This window comes from Bradyrhizobium sp. UFLA05-153, from assembly GCF_054185185.1.
In genome coordinates this window covers 1-17,106 of record NZ_JBBIAM010000166.1, presented here as the reverse complement: position 1 = coordinate 17,106, position 17,106 = coordinate 1, and the positions used below count along the sequence as shown (strand labels likewise).

At 59.2% G+C, this 17,106-nt stretch carries 19 protein-coding genes and 2 pseudogenes; 13 read left to right on the top strand and 8 right to left on the bottom strand.

Going from position 1 to position 17,106, the window contains the following annotated elements:
- Positions 1 to 401 precede the first annotated feature (401 nt).
- The 6 genes from Q2941_RS46580 (at position 402) to Q2941_RS46555 (ending at position 4,755) form a co-directional block, all read left to right on the top strand.
- Entirely contained in the window at positions 402 to 1,037 is a 636-nt protein-coding gene (locus Q2941_RS46580) for a DUF1326 domain-containing protein (RefSeq protein WP_027527251.1), read from the top strand.
- A 270-nt stretch (positions 1,038 to 1,307) separates the two neighbouring features.
- Positions 1,308 to 1,880, top strand: coding sequence for a DUF2182 domain-containing protein (locus tag Q2941_RS46575; RefSeq protein ID WP_198031915.1), 573 nt, complete (start codon positions 1,308 to 1,310; stop codon positions 1,878 to 1,880).
- Between the two features lie 244 nt (positions 1,881 to 2,124).
- Positions 2,125 to 2,343 (top strand): hypothetical protein, encoded by a 219-nt coding sequence (locus Q2941_RS46570; RefSeq protein WP_458196802.1) that lies wholly within the window; start codon positions 2,125 to 2,127, stop codon positions 2,341 to 2,343.
- A 185-nt stretch (positions 2,344 to 2,528) separates the two neighbouring features.
- Complete coding sequence (locus Q2941_RS46565) at positions 2,529 to 2,915, top strand: hypothetical protein (RefSeq protein ID WP_458196801.1); 387 nt, start codon at positions 2,529 to 2,531, stop codon at positions 2,913 to 2,915.
- 713 nt (positions 2,916 to 3,628) lie between these two features.
- Positions 3,629 to 4,186: a COG3415 family protein gene (locus tag Q2941_RS46560; RefSeq protein WP_254112362.1), complete on the top strand. Its 558-nt coding sequence runs from the start codon at positions 3,629 to 3,631 to the stop codon at positions 4,184 to 4,186.
- Positions 4,156 to 4,755, top strand: a complete 600-nt coding sequence (locus tag Q2941_RS46555) for a transposase (protein WP_254113832.1) — start codon at positions 4,156 to 4,158, stop codon at positions 4,753 to 4,755. Before Q2941_RS46560 ends, Q2941_RS46555 begins: the two co-directional genes overlap by 31 nt.
- A 192-nt stretch (positions 4,756 to 4,947) precedes the next feature.
- On the opposite strand, the gene Q2941_RS46550 is transcribed toward Q2941_RS46555, so the two are convergent.
- Positions 4,948 to 5,229 (bottom strand): hypothetical protein, encoded by a 282-nt coding sequence (locus tag Q2941_RS46550; protein WP_458196800.1) that lies wholly within the window; start codon positions 5,227 to 5,229, stop codon positions 4,948 to 4,950.
- 22 nt (positions 5,230 to 5,251) lie between these two features.
- On the opposite strand from Q2941_RS46550, the gene Q2941_RS46545 reads away from it, so the two are divergent.
- The 4 genes from Q2941_RS46545 to Q2941_RS46530 all read left to right on the top strand — a co-directional run bounded on the left by Q2941_RS46545 (position 5,252) and on the right by Q2941_RS46530 (position 8,745).
- A complete protein-coding gene (locus Q2941_RS46545; RefSeq protein ID WP_027527248.1) occupies positions 5,252 to 6,235 on the top strand; it encodes an ABC transporter substrate-binding protein in 984 nt (327 codons plus the stop codon).
- A 319-nt stretch (positions 6,236 to 6,554) separates the two neighbouring features.
- Entirely contained in the window at positions 6,555 to 7,904 is a 1,350-nt protein-coding gene (locus Q2941_RS46540; RefSeq protein WP_458196799.1) for a metallophosphoesterase family protein, read from the top strand.
- A gap of 56 nt (positions 7,905 to 7,960) precedes the next feature.
- Positions 7,961 to 8,386 (top strand): hypothetical protein, encoded by a 426-nt coding sequence (locus Q2941_RS46535; protein ID WP_210164188.1) that lies wholly within the window; start codon positions 7,961 to 7,963, stop codon positions 8,384 to 8,386.
- Positions 8,386 to 8,745 carry a hypothetical protein gene (locus Q2941_RS46530; protein ID WP_027527245.1) on the top strand — a complete coding sequence of 120 codons (360 nt, stop codon included), beginning with the start codon at positions 8,386 to 8,388 and terminating at the stop codon, positions 8,743 to 8,745. Before Q2941_RS46535 ends, Q2941_RS46530 begins: the two co-directional genes overlap by 1 nt.
- A 2,023-nt stretch (positions 8,746 to 10,768) precedes the next feature.
- Here Q2941_RS46530 and Q2941_RS46525 read toward each other — a convergent pair.
- Positions 10,769 to 11,084, bottom strand: a pseudogene (locus Q2941_RS46525) (hypothetical protein); the annotation flags it as partial.
- 130 nt (positions 11,085 to 11,214) lie between these two features.
- Positions 11,215 to 11,643, bottom strand: a complete 429-nt coding sequence (locus Q2941_RS46520; protein WP_027527243.1) for a hypothetical protein — start codon at positions 11,641 to 11,643, stop codon at positions 11,215 to 11,217.
- A gap of 327 nt (positions 11,644 to 11,970) precedes the next feature.
- Here Q2941_RS46520 and Q2941_RS46515 point away from each other — a divergent pair, with 327 nt between their 5' ends.
- A complete protein-coding gene (locus Q2941_RS46515; protein WP_027527242.1) occupies positions 11,971 to 12,357 on the top strand; it encodes a hypothetical protein in 387 nt (128 codons plus the stop codon).
- A gap of 223 nt (positions 12,358 to 12,580) precedes the next feature.
- On the opposite strand, the gene Q2941_RS46510 is transcribed toward Q2941_RS46515, so the two are convergent.
- The 3 genes from Q2941_RS46510 to Q2941_RS46500 all read right to left on the bottom strand — a co-directional run bounded on the left by Q2941_RS46510 (position 12,581) and on the right by Q2941_RS46500 (position 13,735).
- On the bottom strand, positions 12,581 to 12,964 hold the full coding sequence (locus tag Q2941_RS46510) for a response regulator (RefSeq protein ID WP_254113833.1): 384 nt from the start codon (positions 12,962 to 12,964) through the stop codon (positions 12,581 to 12,583).
- A 141-nt stretch (positions 12,965 to 13,105) separates the two neighbouring features.
- Entirely contained in the window at positions 13,106 to 13,294 is a 189-nt protein-coding gene (locus Q2941_RS46505; protein WP_458196798.1) for a hypothetical protein, read from the bottom strand.
- A 219-nt stretch (positions 13,295 to 13,513) separates the two neighbouring features.
- Positions 13,514 to 13,735, bottom strand: a complete 222-nt coding sequence (locus tag Q2941_RS46500; protein WP_458196797.1) for a LuxR C-terminal-related transcriptional regulator — start codon at positions 13,733 to 13,735, stop codon at positions 13,514 to 13,516.
- Positions 13,736 to 13,981: 246 nt separating this feature from the next.
- On the opposite strand from Q2941_RS46500, the gene Q2941_RS46495 reads away from it, so the two are divergent.
- The gene (locus Q2941_RS46495; RefSeq protein WP_458196796.1) at positions 13,982 to 14,416 is read left to right on the top strand and encodes a DUF3551 domain-containing protein; all 435 of its coding nucleotides are present in this window, start codon (positions 13,982 to 13,984) and stop codon (positions 14,414 to 14,416) included.
- A 554-nt stretch (positions 14,417 to 14,970) separates the two neighbouring features.
- Here the strand turns inward: Q2941_RS46495 and Q2941_RS46490 are convergent.
- Positions 14,971 to 15,415, bottom strand: a pseudogene (locus Q2941_RS46490) (cupin domain-containing protein).
- Positions 15,416 to 15,466: 51 nt separating this feature from the next.
- Complete coding sequence (locus Q2941_RS46485; RefSeq protein WP_198031918.1) at positions 15,467 to 15,679, bottom strand: hypothetical protein; 213 nt, start codon at positions 15,677 to 15,679, stop codon at positions 15,467 to 15,469.
- Positions 15,680 to 16,218: 539 nt separating this feature from the next.
- Between Q2941_RS46485 and Q2941_RS46480 the strand changes: the two genes are divergently transcribed.
- Positions 16,219 to 16,452 (top strand): hypothetical protein, encoded by a 234-nt coding sequence (locus Q2941_RS46480; protein ID WP_156944780.1) that lies wholly within the window; start codon positions 16,219 to 16,221, stop codon positions 16,450 to 16,452.
- Positions 16,453 to 17,106 lie beyond the last annotated feature (654 nt).

The window sequence follows — 17,106 nt, the reverse complement described above, 5'->3', positions numbered from 1 at the left end:
TTGGAACACTGAAGCTTCGCAACCTCAGCTTCCTCGGTTCAGACCAGATGGACAACCTCCTGACAGGCCACAACTAGGGCGTGTCCTCAGTAAGCGGCTTGGCCGACTGATGTCCGCTCAACCCCCAACAGCGGCGGAAGAGCGGACATTGCCCGAGGTCGCAGAAGGGCCATTAACGGGCTCATGCACCGCAGCAAAGCCCCATGCTATTGAGGCACTCGCTCCGTCACTTTCCAACTGTGGCGCAAGAGCAGACACTGAGGCAGGTGCGCATAGGGTCAACGGTGTCGGTCCGACGAGACTCTTTGTCCGCTCACTGCAGCGGGCACTGGATCGCTTCCGCCGCCTGTGGCAAAATTGAAGTTCCTTCGTCAGCTATCGTCAACCATCGGAGGATTGCCATGGCCTACGTCGATTGGATGATCAAAGGACCGGAGCTAGGCACCTGCAACTGCGACTGGGGTTGCCCCTGCCAGTTCGATGCGCGGCCGACAAGAGGCAACTGCCGCGCGGTCGTGGCCCTGCGCGTAGACGAGGGTCATTTCGGCGAGGTCCGACTGGATGGACTGAAGGCTGCCGCGATCCTTGCCTGGCCGGGAGCCATTCATGAGGGGCACGGCGAAGCCTTGGCTATCATCGACGAGCGGGCCGACAAGCAACAGCGCGAAGCCCTCCTGAAGATCCTGACCGGGCAGGAAACTGCACCGTTCGCGACTATCTTCAACGTTGTCGCGGCGATGACCGAGACCTTCCACGAGCCGGTGTTCGCGCCGATCGAGTTCGAAGTCGACCAAGAGAAGCGGAGAGGCCATTTCTCGGTCGCCGGAATCATTGACGTCAAGAGCGAGCCGATCCGCAATCCCGTCAGCGGCGAAGAACATCGAGCCAAGCTCGTGCTGCCGCACGGCTTCGAATATATCGAGGCGGAATTTGCGAGTAGCACGGCGAAGACCATGGGCACAATTGAGAATGACTGGACTGGCCGCCACGCGCATTTCTGCATGCTGCACATGGGGCCAAACGGGGTCATACACTGAGCACAGGCTTTGACAGGCAGTACGCTTGAATCCGCCCTGAGGCGCGACAGGCTCGTCGCAACGAGCCTTATCGGCTTGTGCCTGCTGTCCTGGCTCTTCTTGATCCATCTATCGCTGCAGATGGAGACGATGGAGGGTATGGCGGCGCGGATGATGGGGATGCCGGTCGGAGATGCCGTGTCGACAATGCTCGGCGCCGCTCTGAGTCCGAGAGCGGCGGAGATTGCGGATGCGACAGTCAATTTCTTCCTGGTCGCGCTGATGTGGGCGATGATGATGGTCGGCATGATGATGCCGAGCGCGGCGCCGACCATCCTGCTCTTCTCTGCGTTGGAGCGTAAGCGCACTGCGGCGAACCGGATCGCTTCCTTCATAGCCGGCTACTTCGCCATCTGGAGCGCATTCTCAATCGCCGCGGCGGCGGCGCAGACGGTGCTGTCGCACACCGGCCTCATATCCATGCAAATGGCGACGACGAGTGCCGTGCTTGGTGGCGCAGTGTTCATCGCGGCGGGGCTCTTCGAGTTCACGCCGCTGAAGGAGCGCTGCCTCGTCCATTGCCGGTCGCCGCTCGAGTGGATCCCGCGTCACATGCGCCCGGGCCAATTGGGGGCGTTTCGCATGGGCGTGGAGCACGGCGTCTACTGCGTCGGCTGTTGCTGGGCGCTGATGCTCCTGCTTTTCGTCGGGGGCGTCATGAATCTGATCTGGGTGGCGTTCCTTGCGACTATTGTGCTTGTGCAAAAAGTGCTGCCAAGCGGAGTTACTGTCGCCCGGTTTGCCGGCGTTGTTCTCATTGTCTGTGGCATCGCCCTCCTTGCCCGGTCGCTGATCCTTGCCTGAAGTTGCACTTGAGCCTGTGAGCTGAGATTGCCTCGACCTCATGCATTGTCCACCGTCGATCGCTTCAAAAGCGTCGTTCTAGTCGCCCGCCAGTCACTTCCAGTCTGCCCCGATAGGCGGACCATTTGGAGCTGCCCATGGTAGTCGCATGGGGTTGATCCCCGGGGCGGTCCAATCCCGTACCGCCCTATTTTCATGTGTGCTACCTAGTCGGATGGCCAAATGGTAGCAGGAAAAGCAGATCATGACTGACGATCAGATCAATCTCGCCGTTCAGCACCTTTGCGAGCAATTGCACTTGGCGCTCCGATTGAAGGGCAGCGAGGCACATCCACCAAACGCTAAGGACATTGGATTCGATCCTGCCTCTGTGAGAACTGTATTGCTGACCGGCTTGCGTTCGGCGGGTGTCACGATCCACCACGAGTCAGCCGGGGCGAGCGAAGAGCCGCCATGGTCCTAAGCGCGGGACAAAAGCCCCCGCGCCAATGTCTCAGTTGGGTCAAAACCGGTAATACTCTGACCGAGCGGAATATTTCCGCTTAGCTGATGGGGAAGGGGTGAGTCAATTTGACTCACAGAAGCGCCTTGTGGAATTGCGAGATCAAGGAGTCTGATACTCTGGCTATTCCAGCAAGGAGATCTCGCGTGACCGATCTCACTTACAATCTGAACGGCGGCTTCAAGCCGACAGCGAAGAGGTTCGCTGACCTCGGTGGACCGGACTTTTTCCCGACGCCAGCTTGGGCAACGTTCGCGTTGATCGATAATGAAAAGTTCAACGGCGAAATTTGGGAGTGCGCATGCGGTGATGGCAGCATGTCCCGCGTGCTGGAGCAGACTTGCCAACCTGTTCGCAGTTCGGACTTGTATGATCGTGGATATGGAGAAGCCGGTGTTGACTTTCTCCGTGCAGAGCGGACGACCGACAACGTCATCACCAATGGCCCTATAACTGCGCCGAGGGTTTTGTCGCGAGCGGCGTCAAGCTGGCGAAGCGAAAGCTCGCTCTTCTCCTACGGTTGGCCTTCTTAGAAGGTGCGAACCGAGCGAATACGATCTTTTCCAAAATGCCACCCGCTCGCGTCTGGGTTTTCAGTGAGCGCATTACCTTTTACCCAAGCGGTGTCGAGCCGAAAGGCAGCGGTGCGACTGCCTATGCCTGGTTTGTTTGGGACAAAGAGGCTGAGGGGCCAACTGAACTGAGGTGGTTCAAACCCGGCTACAAAGCAAGGTATGCTCAACTGCGCCACGTTCTGGTCGAACAAGATCAGGCACGAGGCAAAACCACAAGGTGAGCCCAACTTCTGGAGAGCGCGCTGGGCGACATCAGCCGCAGGATGGATGGCCTGCCGCCATGCGCATCCGTCGAACGGCTCTGGCGGTGGCTAGCTATCGCTGAGGGGTAGGGGGCCCCCGGGCGCTCACCCGGGATTGAGTGCGGTCAGGTACCGGTACTGGTTACTCACACTTGTTTTCGCTCGTAGCGAATGTCTGATCTACCAGTCCGGCTGGACGCCGAAGCGCAGGCGCTGACACAAAATGCCGTGAACGTCCGCTTCGGGCGGCATAGCGGACGACACCCGGACTTGCTGCTGGCTGAACCAGTTGCGAATGACCCTTAGGCGACCTCCACCGGTCAGAAATCTTCCGCTCTTGCGTCAATAGCGTCCATGCTCGCCGCTCAGGATGGACCGCCTTGTTCACGGGCTCGGCTTCCTCTTGTGGTTTCAGTGAGGAGCGCATCAATGAGAGCCGATCGAACGATCGAAAGAAATTATCTTCGCCAATGGCGCATGCTCATTGCGCAATATGAGGCCGTCAAGACGGGAAGGTCCAGAGCGTTCAGCAGTGTGCGCGACTTCTACGCGTACCACGGAACCTGCTCACAGACCTTCCGGAAATACTATAACCGCTATCGGGCGAGCGGGCTGACAACTGATCTGTTCCCGCGACGACGTGGCCCGAAACACCGGGTGAAGTCAGAAGCGGAAGCGACCCAAGCAAGAGAGGCTGTGTTCAAAGTACTGCATTCTCCACCGTCCGGCTTTGGCTTCAATAGAGCAACATGGAAGAGCGATAATCTTCAGGAAGCCCTGAACGCGACGGGTGTCAGGCTGAGCAAGCGGGACATTCAATCCATCATTAAAGCGGCAGGGTATCGATGGATGAAAGCCAAGCAGGTCCTAACAAGCAAAGACCCCGAGTATCGAACCAAGCTGGATAGCGTGAAATCCATACTTCAAGGCTTAAGGGAGGATGAGGGTTTTTCTCGATTGATGAATTTGGGCCGGTCGCGGTCTTAAAGCGCGGTGGACGTAAGCTCGTAGCTCCTGGCGAGGAGGCAACCGTGCCTCAGTGGCAAAAATCGAAGGGAGTTGTGATCATCACCGCCGCCCTCGAGCTCTCCACTAATCAAGTTACCCATTTTTACTCAGACAAGAAGAACACGGCAGAAATAATCAAGCTACTGGACTTGCTGCTCGCTCAAAATCGCCATTTGTCGCGACTGTATCTATCCTGGGATGCTGCTTCCTGGCACATGTCCAAGCAACTCACGTGTCGGATCGTATCTAACAATGTGATGGCGGAGGTGACGGGCTCTACCCGCGTCGCGACCGCGCCACTGCCGGCGGGTGCGCAATTCCTGAACGTCGTTGAAGCCGTCTTCAGCGGAATGGCCCGGGCCATTCTTCACAATAGCGACTACTCATCTGTGGGAGAAGCGAAGGCAGCGATCGACAGGTACTTCACAGAGCGGAATAAGTACTTTCGCGAGCATCCGAAGCGGGCTGGAAACAAGATTTGGGGTAACGAGCGGGGAACAGCAGCCTTTTCAGAGAGCAGCAATCACAAAGACCCGAGATACAGATAACGATTCCCAAAGCGCGAAGCCATGGCCCCCTTACGCCGAAAGCTGACGTTGATAGCAGGTCTCCTTCTGGCCGATTCCGTTGAAAAAGTCCCATGTGGCGCGCACGCCGATTTTCTAAGGGCTACCGGTGCGGTCGACGCCGTTAGACAGTGGGGACCACGTCAATCTACACTGGATCGCTCTGTGGTCTTCCTAGCTTTGCCGTGAAGGCTTTTCTTTCCGGAATTCGCCCTGAGCTGATTTCAGCAAGATTTTTGCGCTGGTACTATTTTCGACTTTTTCAACAGTATCGGCCCCAAGCCGAACAGCGCTTAAGCCGTTGTGATGTCGGCTGTCGGCGGTAAACCGGACGCCGGAGTGTGCTTGCCTCGACCGCCGCTTGTGACCCATCTCGGAAATTGGAGCCTGATCAGTTTCCGGCGTCGTTTCGCGCCATTTGCCGCTCGAACCTGCTATAGTTTCGGGATTGCGCAAGGCCCGCTCTCGGAGGGGGCATATGCGACGACGCGAGTTCATCACATTTCTCGGCGGCGCGACCGTGGCAAGCTATGTCGGCGCCCGGGCGCAGCAGGCGAGAATGCCGGTGATCGGATATCTCGTCTTTGGCTCTGCCGGGGTGGGCCCAGATCGCCTCCGTTCGTTCCGCCAAGGCCTTGCAGAAACCGGAATTGTCGAGGGCCGCGACGCAACAATCGAAATTCGCAGGGCCGAATTCCACACCGAGCGATTGCCCAAGCTGGCCGACGAGCTGGTCAGCCTTGGGATCAACGTCTTGGCAGCCCCCGGCAACACCCCAGCCGCCCTTGCCGCGAAGGCCTCAACCACGACGATCCCAATCGTGTTCTTCGTCGGCGGCGACCCGGTGCAACTTGGCCTTGTCGCCAGCCTTAGCCGGCCCGGCGGCAATATCACGGGGGTCACCAACTTGACGGTTGAGGTTGGGCCGAAGCGGCTCCAGCTCCTCCACGAACTGATGCCCAGCGCAACCGTCTTCGCACTGATTGTCAATCCCTCCACTCCGCTTGCGCAGATCGAATCGAGAGATCTGTTGGAGGCGGCGCGCGTCCTCGGGCTTGAGCTGCACGTTCTAAAGGCAACCAGCGAAGATGAACTTGATAAGGTCTTTTCATCGCTAATCCAATTGCACGCCGCCGCACTGCTGATCGCCACCGATGGATTGTTCACTGCCCGGAGCGAACGATTGGCTATGCTTGCGCTGCGCCATGCGATCCCTGCCATCTCCAGCAATCTTGAATTTGCCGCGGCCGGCGGCCTGATTAGCTATGGAAGCAGCATCGACGAGCCGTTCCGGCTGGCTGGTGTGTACACCGGCAGAATTCTCAAGGGCGAGAAGCCGTCCGATATGCCGGTCCAGCAGTCAACGAAGATCGAACTCAAGATCAATCTCAAGACCGCAAAGGCGCTGGGCCTGACAGTACCGCCCGCGTTGCTCGCCCGTGCCGACGAGGTGATCGAATAAATGGCCATGTCCGAGTCTGGCCCGTCGCGACATATTGCATCGCGATACCAAGTAGGTCGCTAACGGGGCATAGCGGAAGTTGGTAGGCAGCCGTCTTTTGCAGAACACGACGCTCGTGACCCAACTCGGACATCGGAACAAAGCAAACGGTCATCCCGAGCAAAGGCACTTAGAAGACCACCAATCTGCCGAAGTTGCATAGCGCACGAATACGGTTCGGCTATCCGTGATTGCAGCACCCTTGGGCGGCTGGCGTTCGTACCTGCAGCGGCAACGCCGATCGGGTGAAATGGCGCGAATAGACGGATGGAGCGGCCAGATGGACGGGCACCTTGTCTTCAGCGACGTGAGTTCGGCTCATCGAAAAGGCGGATTGAATAGGAGGGGCCTGCTCTCGGGCCTCGCTATGCTTCCAATGGTGTCCTCGCTCGTGGCGGTCAAGGACGCGGCAGCGCAACAGACAAATCCCGGCTCCTCTTTTGTCGTCTGCGGCGACTCGCGACCCATGATGTACCTGCCCGTCAAGGAAGGGCGTACCGACCTCGTCGAGCTCTTCGTGGAGATGTTCGGCTTGGTCATGCCGGAAAAGGTCGCGGAAGCAGTCGTGAAGCGCGACGTGAAAATGATCTTCGACCCCGTCACCAAGGAGCTTAGGCAAGTGGTCATGCCCTTCATGTCGCGGAGCGAGGTCATGACGTTGTCGGTGGATCAGGGTTGGGTGACCCGTGCAACTGTCGAAGACGTCAAACTGCTTCCCGGAGTGCACCGGGACATTTTCCAACTCGAAGGCGGCGATTGGGTCTCTCGCGAAATCGTGCAGCACATGCAGGCCGGGCGCGCCAAATTTGTGGTCAACAGCGGCGACGTCGTCTGGTGGGGCAACCAGGGCCGCTCAGTCAGCGACAGTCCGTACTGGAAGCGCGTAAACGATACCATGCTCAAGCTACTGCCGGGGCCAGATTCCGAGATGCGTGCCGCAGGGCTCGAAGGACGGTGGTTCATGTCGGTCGGCAATCACGAAGTGTGGGGCGATCCAAAAATTGAAGGGACGCTTGATGCGGTGCCTTATCTGAAAAAGCTCGGTGTGACGCCGGAGCGGTTGATCTACAAATTCGATTTCCGAGACATAAGATTCATCTTCTTGTGGAGCGGAAAATATGACTACCGCTCACCGTCGCTCTGGGATGCGGACCGACCAAAATACGCCGAGCAAATGGTGCAATTGCAACAGTGGCTGGACGACGCAAAAGCCAAGGGAATCAAAAAGGCATTCATTACCTTCCACTATCCGGTCTTCTGCCGCGCAGGTCTCGGTCCCATTCCGGAGCCTGATAATCCCCACAAGACCATCGCGGCCTATGCCAAGGATTTGGAGTTGGTCGTCTTCAACGGACACGTGCATACTACTGAGCTGTATGACGTCGATGGCGTGAAATACCTGGTTCTTGGTGGGGGCGGCGCGGAGCAAGACCCTATCCTTCCCGGCCGCACGAGCATCAAGGTGCCGAGCAACTATCCACCGGACCTCTATTGGAAGGGCAAACCCCCGCAACTGGAATACAACTACGCCTTGGTCGATGTCGCACCAGACGAGAAGACAAAATTCAACCTGACACGTTACCGGCCCGGCTCGGCTGAGCCGTTCGCATCCGAGGCACTGTTCTCGTAGAGCAACGGTCGTAACCTGTGGGGACAATAATTCTCATCCTGCACGGCTTGGTCACGGTGGCCTTGCTTGGTGCGATCACGCATCAGACATTGGCAACATGCGCGCCGGCCAGGGCGAAGCCGTATTCGTTCTTCGGCCGGTTTCGCGCGGTGCGAGGTGCAGGCTTCACCAATGCAATCGTCGTTCTGTATGTGATCTCGTGGCTGCTCGGCGCTGTCGTCTACCTGTATTTCAAGGTCGATGTTCAGCCAAGTTTGGAACGCGATCACCATTGGCATGCGCTGGGTTTCTTTGATCTCAAGGAGGATTTCACCGCCATCGGCTTGGGGGTGCTGCCCGCATACTGGTCGTGCTGGCATCAGCCGGTTGATGGTCGCAGCTATCAGCTACGCACTGCCCTGACCTTACTCCTTGCATTCATCGTCTGGTGGGCCTTTCTCGTTGGTCACGTTATGAACAACATCGGAGGCTTCGGATCGTAATGTCCAACTCGATGTTTCCGCGGTTCGCTTTTGCTTATGGGGCAGCTTTCGCGCTCTTTTACGCTATTGCACATGCCCGCGGGCTTGCGCTGTTTACCGTTTATCCCGCGCAAGGCATCGTCCTTCTCGGTCTGCATCGTTCCCGGGATGTTGCCGATCCCGTCTTGGATTTCCTCGCGCCCGAGATGTACTGGTACGGGTGGACTGCTTCCGCCGCTGTCGGCGCGCTCGTTGTTGGCATAGTTGCCGCGCTTCTGCCGGCTCGCCTGTCCCCGTTCTGGGCATGGTGTGCGTGGGTCGTTCCCCCAATGGCGATGATCGCTTGCGCTTATCTCACAATCCCCTGGTTTCGGCTTTAGAAGCCAGATTTCCGCTGTTGGCCCTTCGCGTCATTTCGCGGCGATGCCGAATTTGGTCGCTATTGGGGGCATAGCGGACGCTGAGTAAGACGCACCGCCTTCCCTGTAACTGCAACCACGGATCGAACCAAATATCCTGAATAAACGTGGTCGCGCGTACCCCGCTTTTCGGCAGAAATCAGAGGACCCGGACGACCATTGCGGAGGGTCCGCCATTCCCGGCGTCACCCACCGCAACGCCAGAACGCACCCGCGACCTTCCTAGCGCGATTGTGCCCTCAACCTTCCGGTGTTGAAAAGCGGTGCGATGGTCTGATGGTCTAGACGTTCGCGAGTAAAGGCCCATCAGCAGCTAACCGCGCTAGTGAAGGCAACGGACCACTCGTACCCTGACGATTTCAAGGGAGGCGCGCGTTATCAGGTGCGCGCCTCCCGGCGCTTCGCACTCAATGCATGACGCTGCGGTTAGACAGCCGGTCGGCATGTCGTTCAGAGTGGTCGGTATCGTCCCGCCACGTCCGCTCTCCGCACGAGCATCTGAACATGTGGATGATGTTGCCCGTGCCAGCGTCCACAATGGTTCGGACCAACTCCAGCTTCTCGCTGCACGTTGAACACGGCTCTGTCGACGCGCTTTTAGCTTCTATGACCTTCTCGGCCCAGAACAACTGCATGGTTGGCTCCGTCGCTTGAGCTACCCTAACTAGAACTACCTTGAGGAGAAGGGCGGGGGTTGCAAATGGCTGAATGAGAACGGCGTGTTCGCCTAGAGGAACACTCACACCGCCTCCGTGGATGTTGGAATCGGAAGGGGCCGCTCTGAAAGCGGCCCCTTGGCGGCCGGTACAATCTTCATCGGGATGAAATACTCAGCCCCGGCAGTGGTCACCTTAGAGGCAGCACTGCACCGAGGGGATTCCGGTAAATTACTGATCGCAGCACTGTCCTAATTCCTCCCCGCTAGTATCTCGAATTACAGACCGAGCATCCACACGGCGAACGCAGCGCACAAGCAAATTCCGCCCAGGACGGCCATTCCAGCAAAGAACCGTTCTGTTCGGTCCACCGCGATCCCCTCCGGATCCGCCCATGGCCTCATAACGTTTAGGCAGCGCAAATGGGTCCTAATCTATCAGAGCGAGTGTTTCGGCTGCGCCCGACCGTGATCGCCGGCGAGCGGCTCGATGAGGATTTTGTCGGTGGTATGGGACGGCATTAACAGGCGGGCGGCCCGGCACACTGCCCCCGCCGAAGAATGTGCCGAGCCTAGCCAGTCAGTCCCGCTGGTCAAATCATGACCGGCTAAGGTCGATAGTGGGGCAGCAATGTGGCTTTGCAAATTGCACGGCGGCAACACCTGTTAGGTTTTTCATAGTCTGAACGATTGGCGCCATGTGTCGGCCGCCAGCTCGCCAGAATCGCGAGCGCAAATCGATTGCGTCTTGGACATCGATCGATTCCGCGCTGGTCCGACCGAAGCCCCCGGACTCCCCGCTCCACTGCTTTCAGCCCCCAGCCCCAGCGATGGAGCGGGGCTACCGCGCGCAACTGCTTGCCCATCTCCGCGAGCGCGGTGATGGCGGCTGGCTTCGCTGCGACGACTGGCCGCTCCGGGTCCTAACGCCGCGGTGATCAACTTCCTACGGCAGCGACCCTCGGAGGTCTGCGACACCAAAATCCAAGTTGGCTCGGCCACCGTTCTCAATATTGGTCAGGGTCCGGGCCTTGCTGCGTTCTGACACAACAATATTTCGAGTGAGGACCGCGCCAAGTAGGAACGTCGTAGCCGTCAGCCCACTCAGGACCGCCAGAAATAGATTGGACCAGCGCATCATACTGCACCCGTGCGCATCGCCCCGCCCGCTGCAACTTGCGTCGTTGAGTCGTTAGGCGATTTGGTGGCGCGGCGGTGGCATGCTCCGAAATTGCCGCGGCTTACCGCGCCCCCCTGTTTTGGGGCCAATGGCCGCGCCGCCTAAAAGGGGATTTGTCCCTTGTCCCGCTGTCCGCAGCAAGCAGCGATCTACGTCATGCTTCCCGGCATAAAGCAGCGGATCGAGACGCTAGCCGAGGGCCCAGAGCGGCCACACGATCGTTCGCCCCGCCCGGTTCGGCGCGGTGATGACCGCCTCGTCGGGCACATCGACCCACACCAGCTCGCTGTCATCGGCATCGCTGCGCGGCACGCGGACGCGAAGGTGACCGGCGCTGCTGATCCAGTCGGCGTCGGCGATCGTTCGGCCATCGGCGACCGAGCAGCACGGCCCCATGCCGCTGCTCAGGCCGTTGAACCACGCGCGCAATTCCGGAGATGAGCCAGCATATTGGCGCCTCGATCGCTGGCTACAGCGCCAGCCACCAAACCGCCAGCGCGACCATGACGACGACCGCCGCGACGAAGATCAGCGCTTGCGTGTTCGACATGCGCCACATCGCGCACCGCCTTTTGTGTGCGAGATGGTACAATAGTTAAGCGCGGTATGATAAGGCGACCCGCAGCAGAGCGATGCCGGAGCGTCGGTCCTGCGCAGCGAGTGATGGCTCGTTCCACTCGCCCGCCTTGGTAAGACAGGCTGCCGCGATCTCGCGCCAGACCAGATCCACGACCGCGTCGATGTTGCGCCTGACCGTCGTGTCGCGCGAGCAGCGCGCCGCCATGCCGGACAGATGCGTCAGGACGGTGCCCGCGATCTGATCGATCAGTTCGTCGGCCGCGTCACGCCGCACCAAGGTGCGCTTCTTCTCCTCAATCTTGATCTGCAGCAGTTCGGTCTTGGCGTTGACGTGATCAGCGTCGGCTTCCGTGCGGGGTGAGTGCTTGTGTTCGCGCCGCAGGTGCCGCAGGTACGCAACACGGCTCTGGTCCAGCGGGAAGCCCTGACCATGCCGCTGGATCACGCCTTCCGCTTCGAGCTTGCCGGCTGCAATCGAGGTGCAGTGCGAGTGCCGACGCGCTGACGGTCTCGCGCATGATGGACCGCCGTCGAGAGATAGCCCCGTCGGTGACGACCTCGGTCATCAGCGTCATTCCTGTTCGTCCCGGCAGGATACTCCAATTGCGGCGTCAGCGTGAAGGCGGTCGATGGAGCAGTCGTTCACGAAGATGAACGTGAGGATTGATCCAGGTCAAAGGTGCGAAGCTCCAGCGCGCGAGACTTCGGGCGGACCCGCGGTCAACGCGATGCAGGTGTCCGCGGCTTCCTCTCTCGAAGAAGGAGTACGCTAATGTTGCGTCGAATTCTCATCGCTTCGGCAGCCGCAGCCACGCTGCTGGTCACCTTCACTCCCGATGACGCATTCGCCCGCGGCGGTCGCGGCGGCGGCATGCGCGCCGGAGGCTTCCACGGCGGTGCCGTGCGAGCAGGAGGCTACCGCGGGGGCGCAGTCGCGGCTCGCGGATACCGGGGCGGCGCTGTCGCTGTGCGCGGCGGGCGCTACGGCTATCGGGGTGCGTATGCAGGGGCGTATCGCGGGTACCGCTACGGGGTCGGTGCGGCGGCAGTGGGTGCGGCTGCGGTCGGCGCGGCTGCGGCGGGGTCCTACTACCGCGGCGGCTGCGGCTACGACGCGTACGGCAACTATGCCTGCCCCGGCGGGTACTATCCGTACTGAGCGGCGCGACGCCGTTTAACTGCTATGGGGGCATGGCGGACACGCCCCCATCTCGATTTATGAGAACGCGTCCTTGGCAGACTGTTGCCTAACCCGCAACTGCATCCACGGATTCGCGGCAGATAGTCTCAATAGAGGCGGTCGCACGTAACCCGCATTTTCACGCGCGCCGGAGGACCAGGACGACCCTGCGGACGGTCCGCCATCACCGGCGTTTCGCGCATCAAAGAGAACGTTCGCCACACAGTTCGGCGACATCAGCCGTGACGTTCTCGATCTCATACGGCTTCTCCCATCGTCGCACATGCTGGAAGCGCTCGGGGATGATCTCGACACCGTAGCCAGTCGTGAAAATGAAGGGCTTTCCGACACGCATGAATTCGTCCGCGACCGGAAGGGATGAGCAACCGCGCAGGTTGATATCGACCACGGCGACATCGAAACAATCGTGCTCGACAGACATCGCGTCGGCGAGTTCAGTGACCGGCCCGACCACATGAGCACCGAGCGCCCGGAGAGCGTTCGCGAGGTCGTCTCCGATAAGATACTCATCCTCGACAACTAGAACTCGGCAGTCCTTCAAGGAAGGTTCGTTGTGGTGGGCCATCTGTTCCACCTCGCGTCGTTCTGCCTCGTTGAGACAAACGCAAATCGACGAAAGCGTTCCCTTGTGCGGTTCCAAGTTCCGCTACGCAGCTTGCCGTGTGGTGTGGACAAGGGAATTCCTCGTAACGTTTCGGCAAAAGCGTTATTGTTCGGCATCACCGGCCAGGCTTCGTCCGTAGGCGCCGGTGGCTGAGAGACCGCTAGCGCTCCCGCCTATAGCGAGATGGATCGGTCCCGGCATCTTCAACATCTTGAACAAGCTGGGCGCCACTTGCTGCGTGGCGAGCAGAAGGTTTCCGACCAAGAACAGCGTATCGAAGATCTTGAACATCACGGGCATGACACAACTTTGGCTCGCGCACTCTTGGAAACATTCCGCGGACGCAAACGCAATTCGTTGCGCACCGCGATCAAATCCTTAGAGAACTAGACCATGCTCGAACTAGGACCTGTTAGGGATTGCGGTCGGCGCGTCTTTCGCCGGGAAGGCCGTACAGCGCGCCGGGAGCGCGGGATTACAGGACAACGGCCGGCCTTGTTCGCCCGGTGCCTACGTTACCCCTCTGTAGGTTCCCCAACTTGCCAGTCGCGCGGCTGCATCGGCGATCTCGTCCGGCGCGCTGATCTTCAGCTTTTCAAGTAGGCGGACACGCTGTTCTGCGACTTGCGTTGCGGTGCCACCGAGCCGCTCGGCGATCTGAGCATCCGTTTTCCCGGCGACAAAGCGCCTCAGGAGTTGCTTCTCGCGTGGACTGAGCGGTAGGTTGGTCATTGGTGCAGTCTCTTGCACCTCGACAGCGCAGACTCTTCTATCGCCGTTTTCGTGCGCAATCGTTTCTCAGCGACGGCAACGCGGTGCGCCACGACGGGATGTCGGACTTTTGCGCGCAGGGAAGGCTTCTCGAAGCAAGACTGGGCCGCCTCTCACTGCACGCGCATGAACCTATTCCGTGAGCGTTGACTTGGATCAATACCGCCAACGGTGTAGGGGTGTTGTGCCGATTTGGAGGAAGTTCCAATGCGCACATTGGCTTTGACGCTTTTGACGATGGGTATCATTTTAACAGCAGGGCACGCCCGGGCTCAAAGATATGATCCGGCTTTTCCCGTTTGCTTGTATGTCGTCTCTTTCGGAGCCAGCCCTTACTATAGATGCAGCTACACGACGATGGACCAATGCAGGGCGTCGGCCAACGGTCAGATGTGCATCCTCAACCCGTATTACGCTGGTGCGACGGCGCCTGCGAGAGGGAACAATCGGCGTTATTCTCGCCAAGTCGGATCACGATCAACCGCGTACGCTGTGACCAGATCGTACGCGCCACCTGAGCCACCGATCCACTACCGGACTGCACCGTACAATCAATACAATGCACCGTATTATGGAGCTTCCCAAGGTTACGCGCCTGGCGAGAAACAACGATTTCTCGAAAGTGTGAGACGACAGATGTAAAGTCCGACTTCCACCAGCCGCCGAGGCGCCCACTCAGGCGGCCCCGCGCCGCTGTCTTGTCTAGAACAGTCGCGATTGGAAAGTCACACAGTAGATTTTCAGAAGTTTTCGCGTGGCCCCCCAGCGTGAAAAACCCAGCCACCGAAGGGTACGATATGTTGCCAGCATATTGGACCTCTTGGGACATGGAAACTGACCCGCGGCCAATAGGGAGAGACGCGTGGTGGCGGCAGGTGGGTGGCTGATGATTAGTAGCTTGGAGCTCTTACCTAGCGGCGCTCGAACCCGCACCCCACTCTAGCGTTTCGCGGTAGGTTAGAATGTGAAAAAAATGTCAGGCCGCTCGCTGCTTGTGAGATGTGATCCAGCATCAGCCAGAAATATCTCCTTCATGACCGGATCGCGCGCTCGAGCCGACCCTGCGTAGATCGACAGATATTCGCCTGTCGATCTGGAAGCCGCGGCGGAAAGTTCTGCGCGGCCCGGCATCCGGTTTACGGCCTACGTAACCGCAGCTGGAGCTTTGGTCGGGGAGCAATAGCGGAAGTGCGGTCTTACTCCGCAAGCGAGCCCCGGGGTGCGTTCCGCGCGATCAGCGACTTGAGTTTGTTGAAGGCTCGGATCGCGATGCCCAACGGGATCGGATAGGTCAGGTGGACGAAGAGCAGCCTTCTTCACATAGCCCTCGGCGTGCCATTTGGCGCGCGCGCCGCTGCGAAAAAATATCACGTCACCAACGCCATAGCGCTTCGGCGGCATGCCGTCGATTTCGAGCACGATTGATCCTTCGAGGATCATGATGGTCTCATCGAGATCGTAGTACCAGTTGAACTTGCCTTCGGTGCACGACCAGATCATGGCGTGGGCAGTGTGGCACGCGCTCGACGACAGCAGGCGGGAACGGGCTTCCGGATTGCCTTCAATGATCCAGGATGGCTCGATCGGCGACGGATCGAGATCCGTCTTGTAGTGCCACGTCTCAATGGCAGCGAGCGGCATCGGTTTTCCCCACTGCAGATTACACGGCCCCAGGTTCCGGGTTTCGTGCGCTCAGAAAGGCTCCCAGCTGACTTCAGAACGAGGTATTTCTTTCGGGTTGGTATTCAGGATCTGCATCAAGTGTTCGGCTTCCTCCATCGTCAGATTGGCTGCCAAACGGGGCCCAATATGCGCCGGCCCCTTACGCTCTCGATCGTAAACCATCCAACCTTCGCGTCCTTGCCGAATGACAAACCTACCTTGTGAAGTTGCATCGCCGCTCAAGGATTGTTCCTCCCCAATCGCTGACTCGATCAGCGACGATAGGGGCTCTCATTCCCTCGGCCTGTATTTGCCTATGTGAATCGTTTGTAGATTTCGGGCTGCGGCTTCCGGGTTGGCGCAGGACGTTCGGCGGTGAGCTTCATGCAGCGGATGCTCCGCGTTGGCGGGCGCACTGGGCCTGAGCCTGGGCAAGGTCCTGCCATGCCAGAGCAACACGCAACCATTTCAAACGGTCGACCGGGCAGGTAGCGGCTACGGCGTTGCGCATCGCCTCTTCGGCTTCGATGCGCGGATCAGCATCTTGGCTCATCCTGCCCCTATAGCTGGTACAGCTTAATGACCGACGAATGAACACAGCCGGGAAACTACGGCCGGTAGGAGTTCGAGATCGCGTCGCGCGTGCCGGCTTATCAGGCCCGGTTTGGCACGACGTTCAATGCGCCTGCGCCGCATTGCAAACGGGCCATGGCCTCCGAATTAGACCGGACTTGCGCCGAAACCGCACGCGTATAGGTTGTAGCCGGGCTGAGGGGGATTCGATGGCTAAGACACCGATTTCTGCCGGTGATTTGGGCTGGATCATTCTCGAAGAGTTGAGGGATAGCGGCGATTGCCCGATAGGCGTGGCGCTTGCAGTCATTCCTGAGCCCGATGGCGATTGGCGTGTAGTCATCCAGGCACACAGCCGCAATGCGATGACAACAAGGTGCCTGCGGCGCATTGCAAGTATCGAGAAGAGGCTAAAAGCCGTTTATGCGGTGGATGAGGCGTGAAATCATGGGCCAACCCGCTGATGGATCCAGGCCGAGCTTATCAATGTAGTGGTGGCCGGCGTCACGCAAGGTGACGAGCTTGCGCCCGCCAACCTTGAAAGGATCTCGAAGGGCCGCCCCAGCCCCGATCTGTCATTCCTTGCGTGTAGCGCTAGGGGCGCTTTGTTGTCCACAGTGTCGATCGCGACACACTGCATTGGCGCGACTCGTCGTAGGCTTTTGCCGCGTCTTCATGGGCGCGTTTCCTCCCTAGCCTTGAGCCCGTCGCGAATGGCGGGCTTCCTTCGATAGGACGCATCAATTGGCGGTTTCGGCCTGTAGGAGCCGGGCATAGGTCCCGCTCTCGTGCAACTCGAGCCAACCGCGCTCGACCGCCATCTTGATGCCGGCGCCGAACTCCTCGCAACGGCGCGTTGATCTTCTCGATATGGATGCGACCGTCTTGCACGGGCTCGATGCTAGTGGCGATCTCGACCAGCTTCCGTGCTGCCTCCGAGTTGGCGAAGGGACGTTCGGTGGGTGATTTCTGTCACAGATAAAAAATCGGTCCTCAGGCATCTACACGAGCAGTGAGGCGCTGGCTCGCTTCGAGCCAGATGTTGTTCACAGATACAAACTCTTTGGATAAATCATCATGATGCGTGAACTCATCGA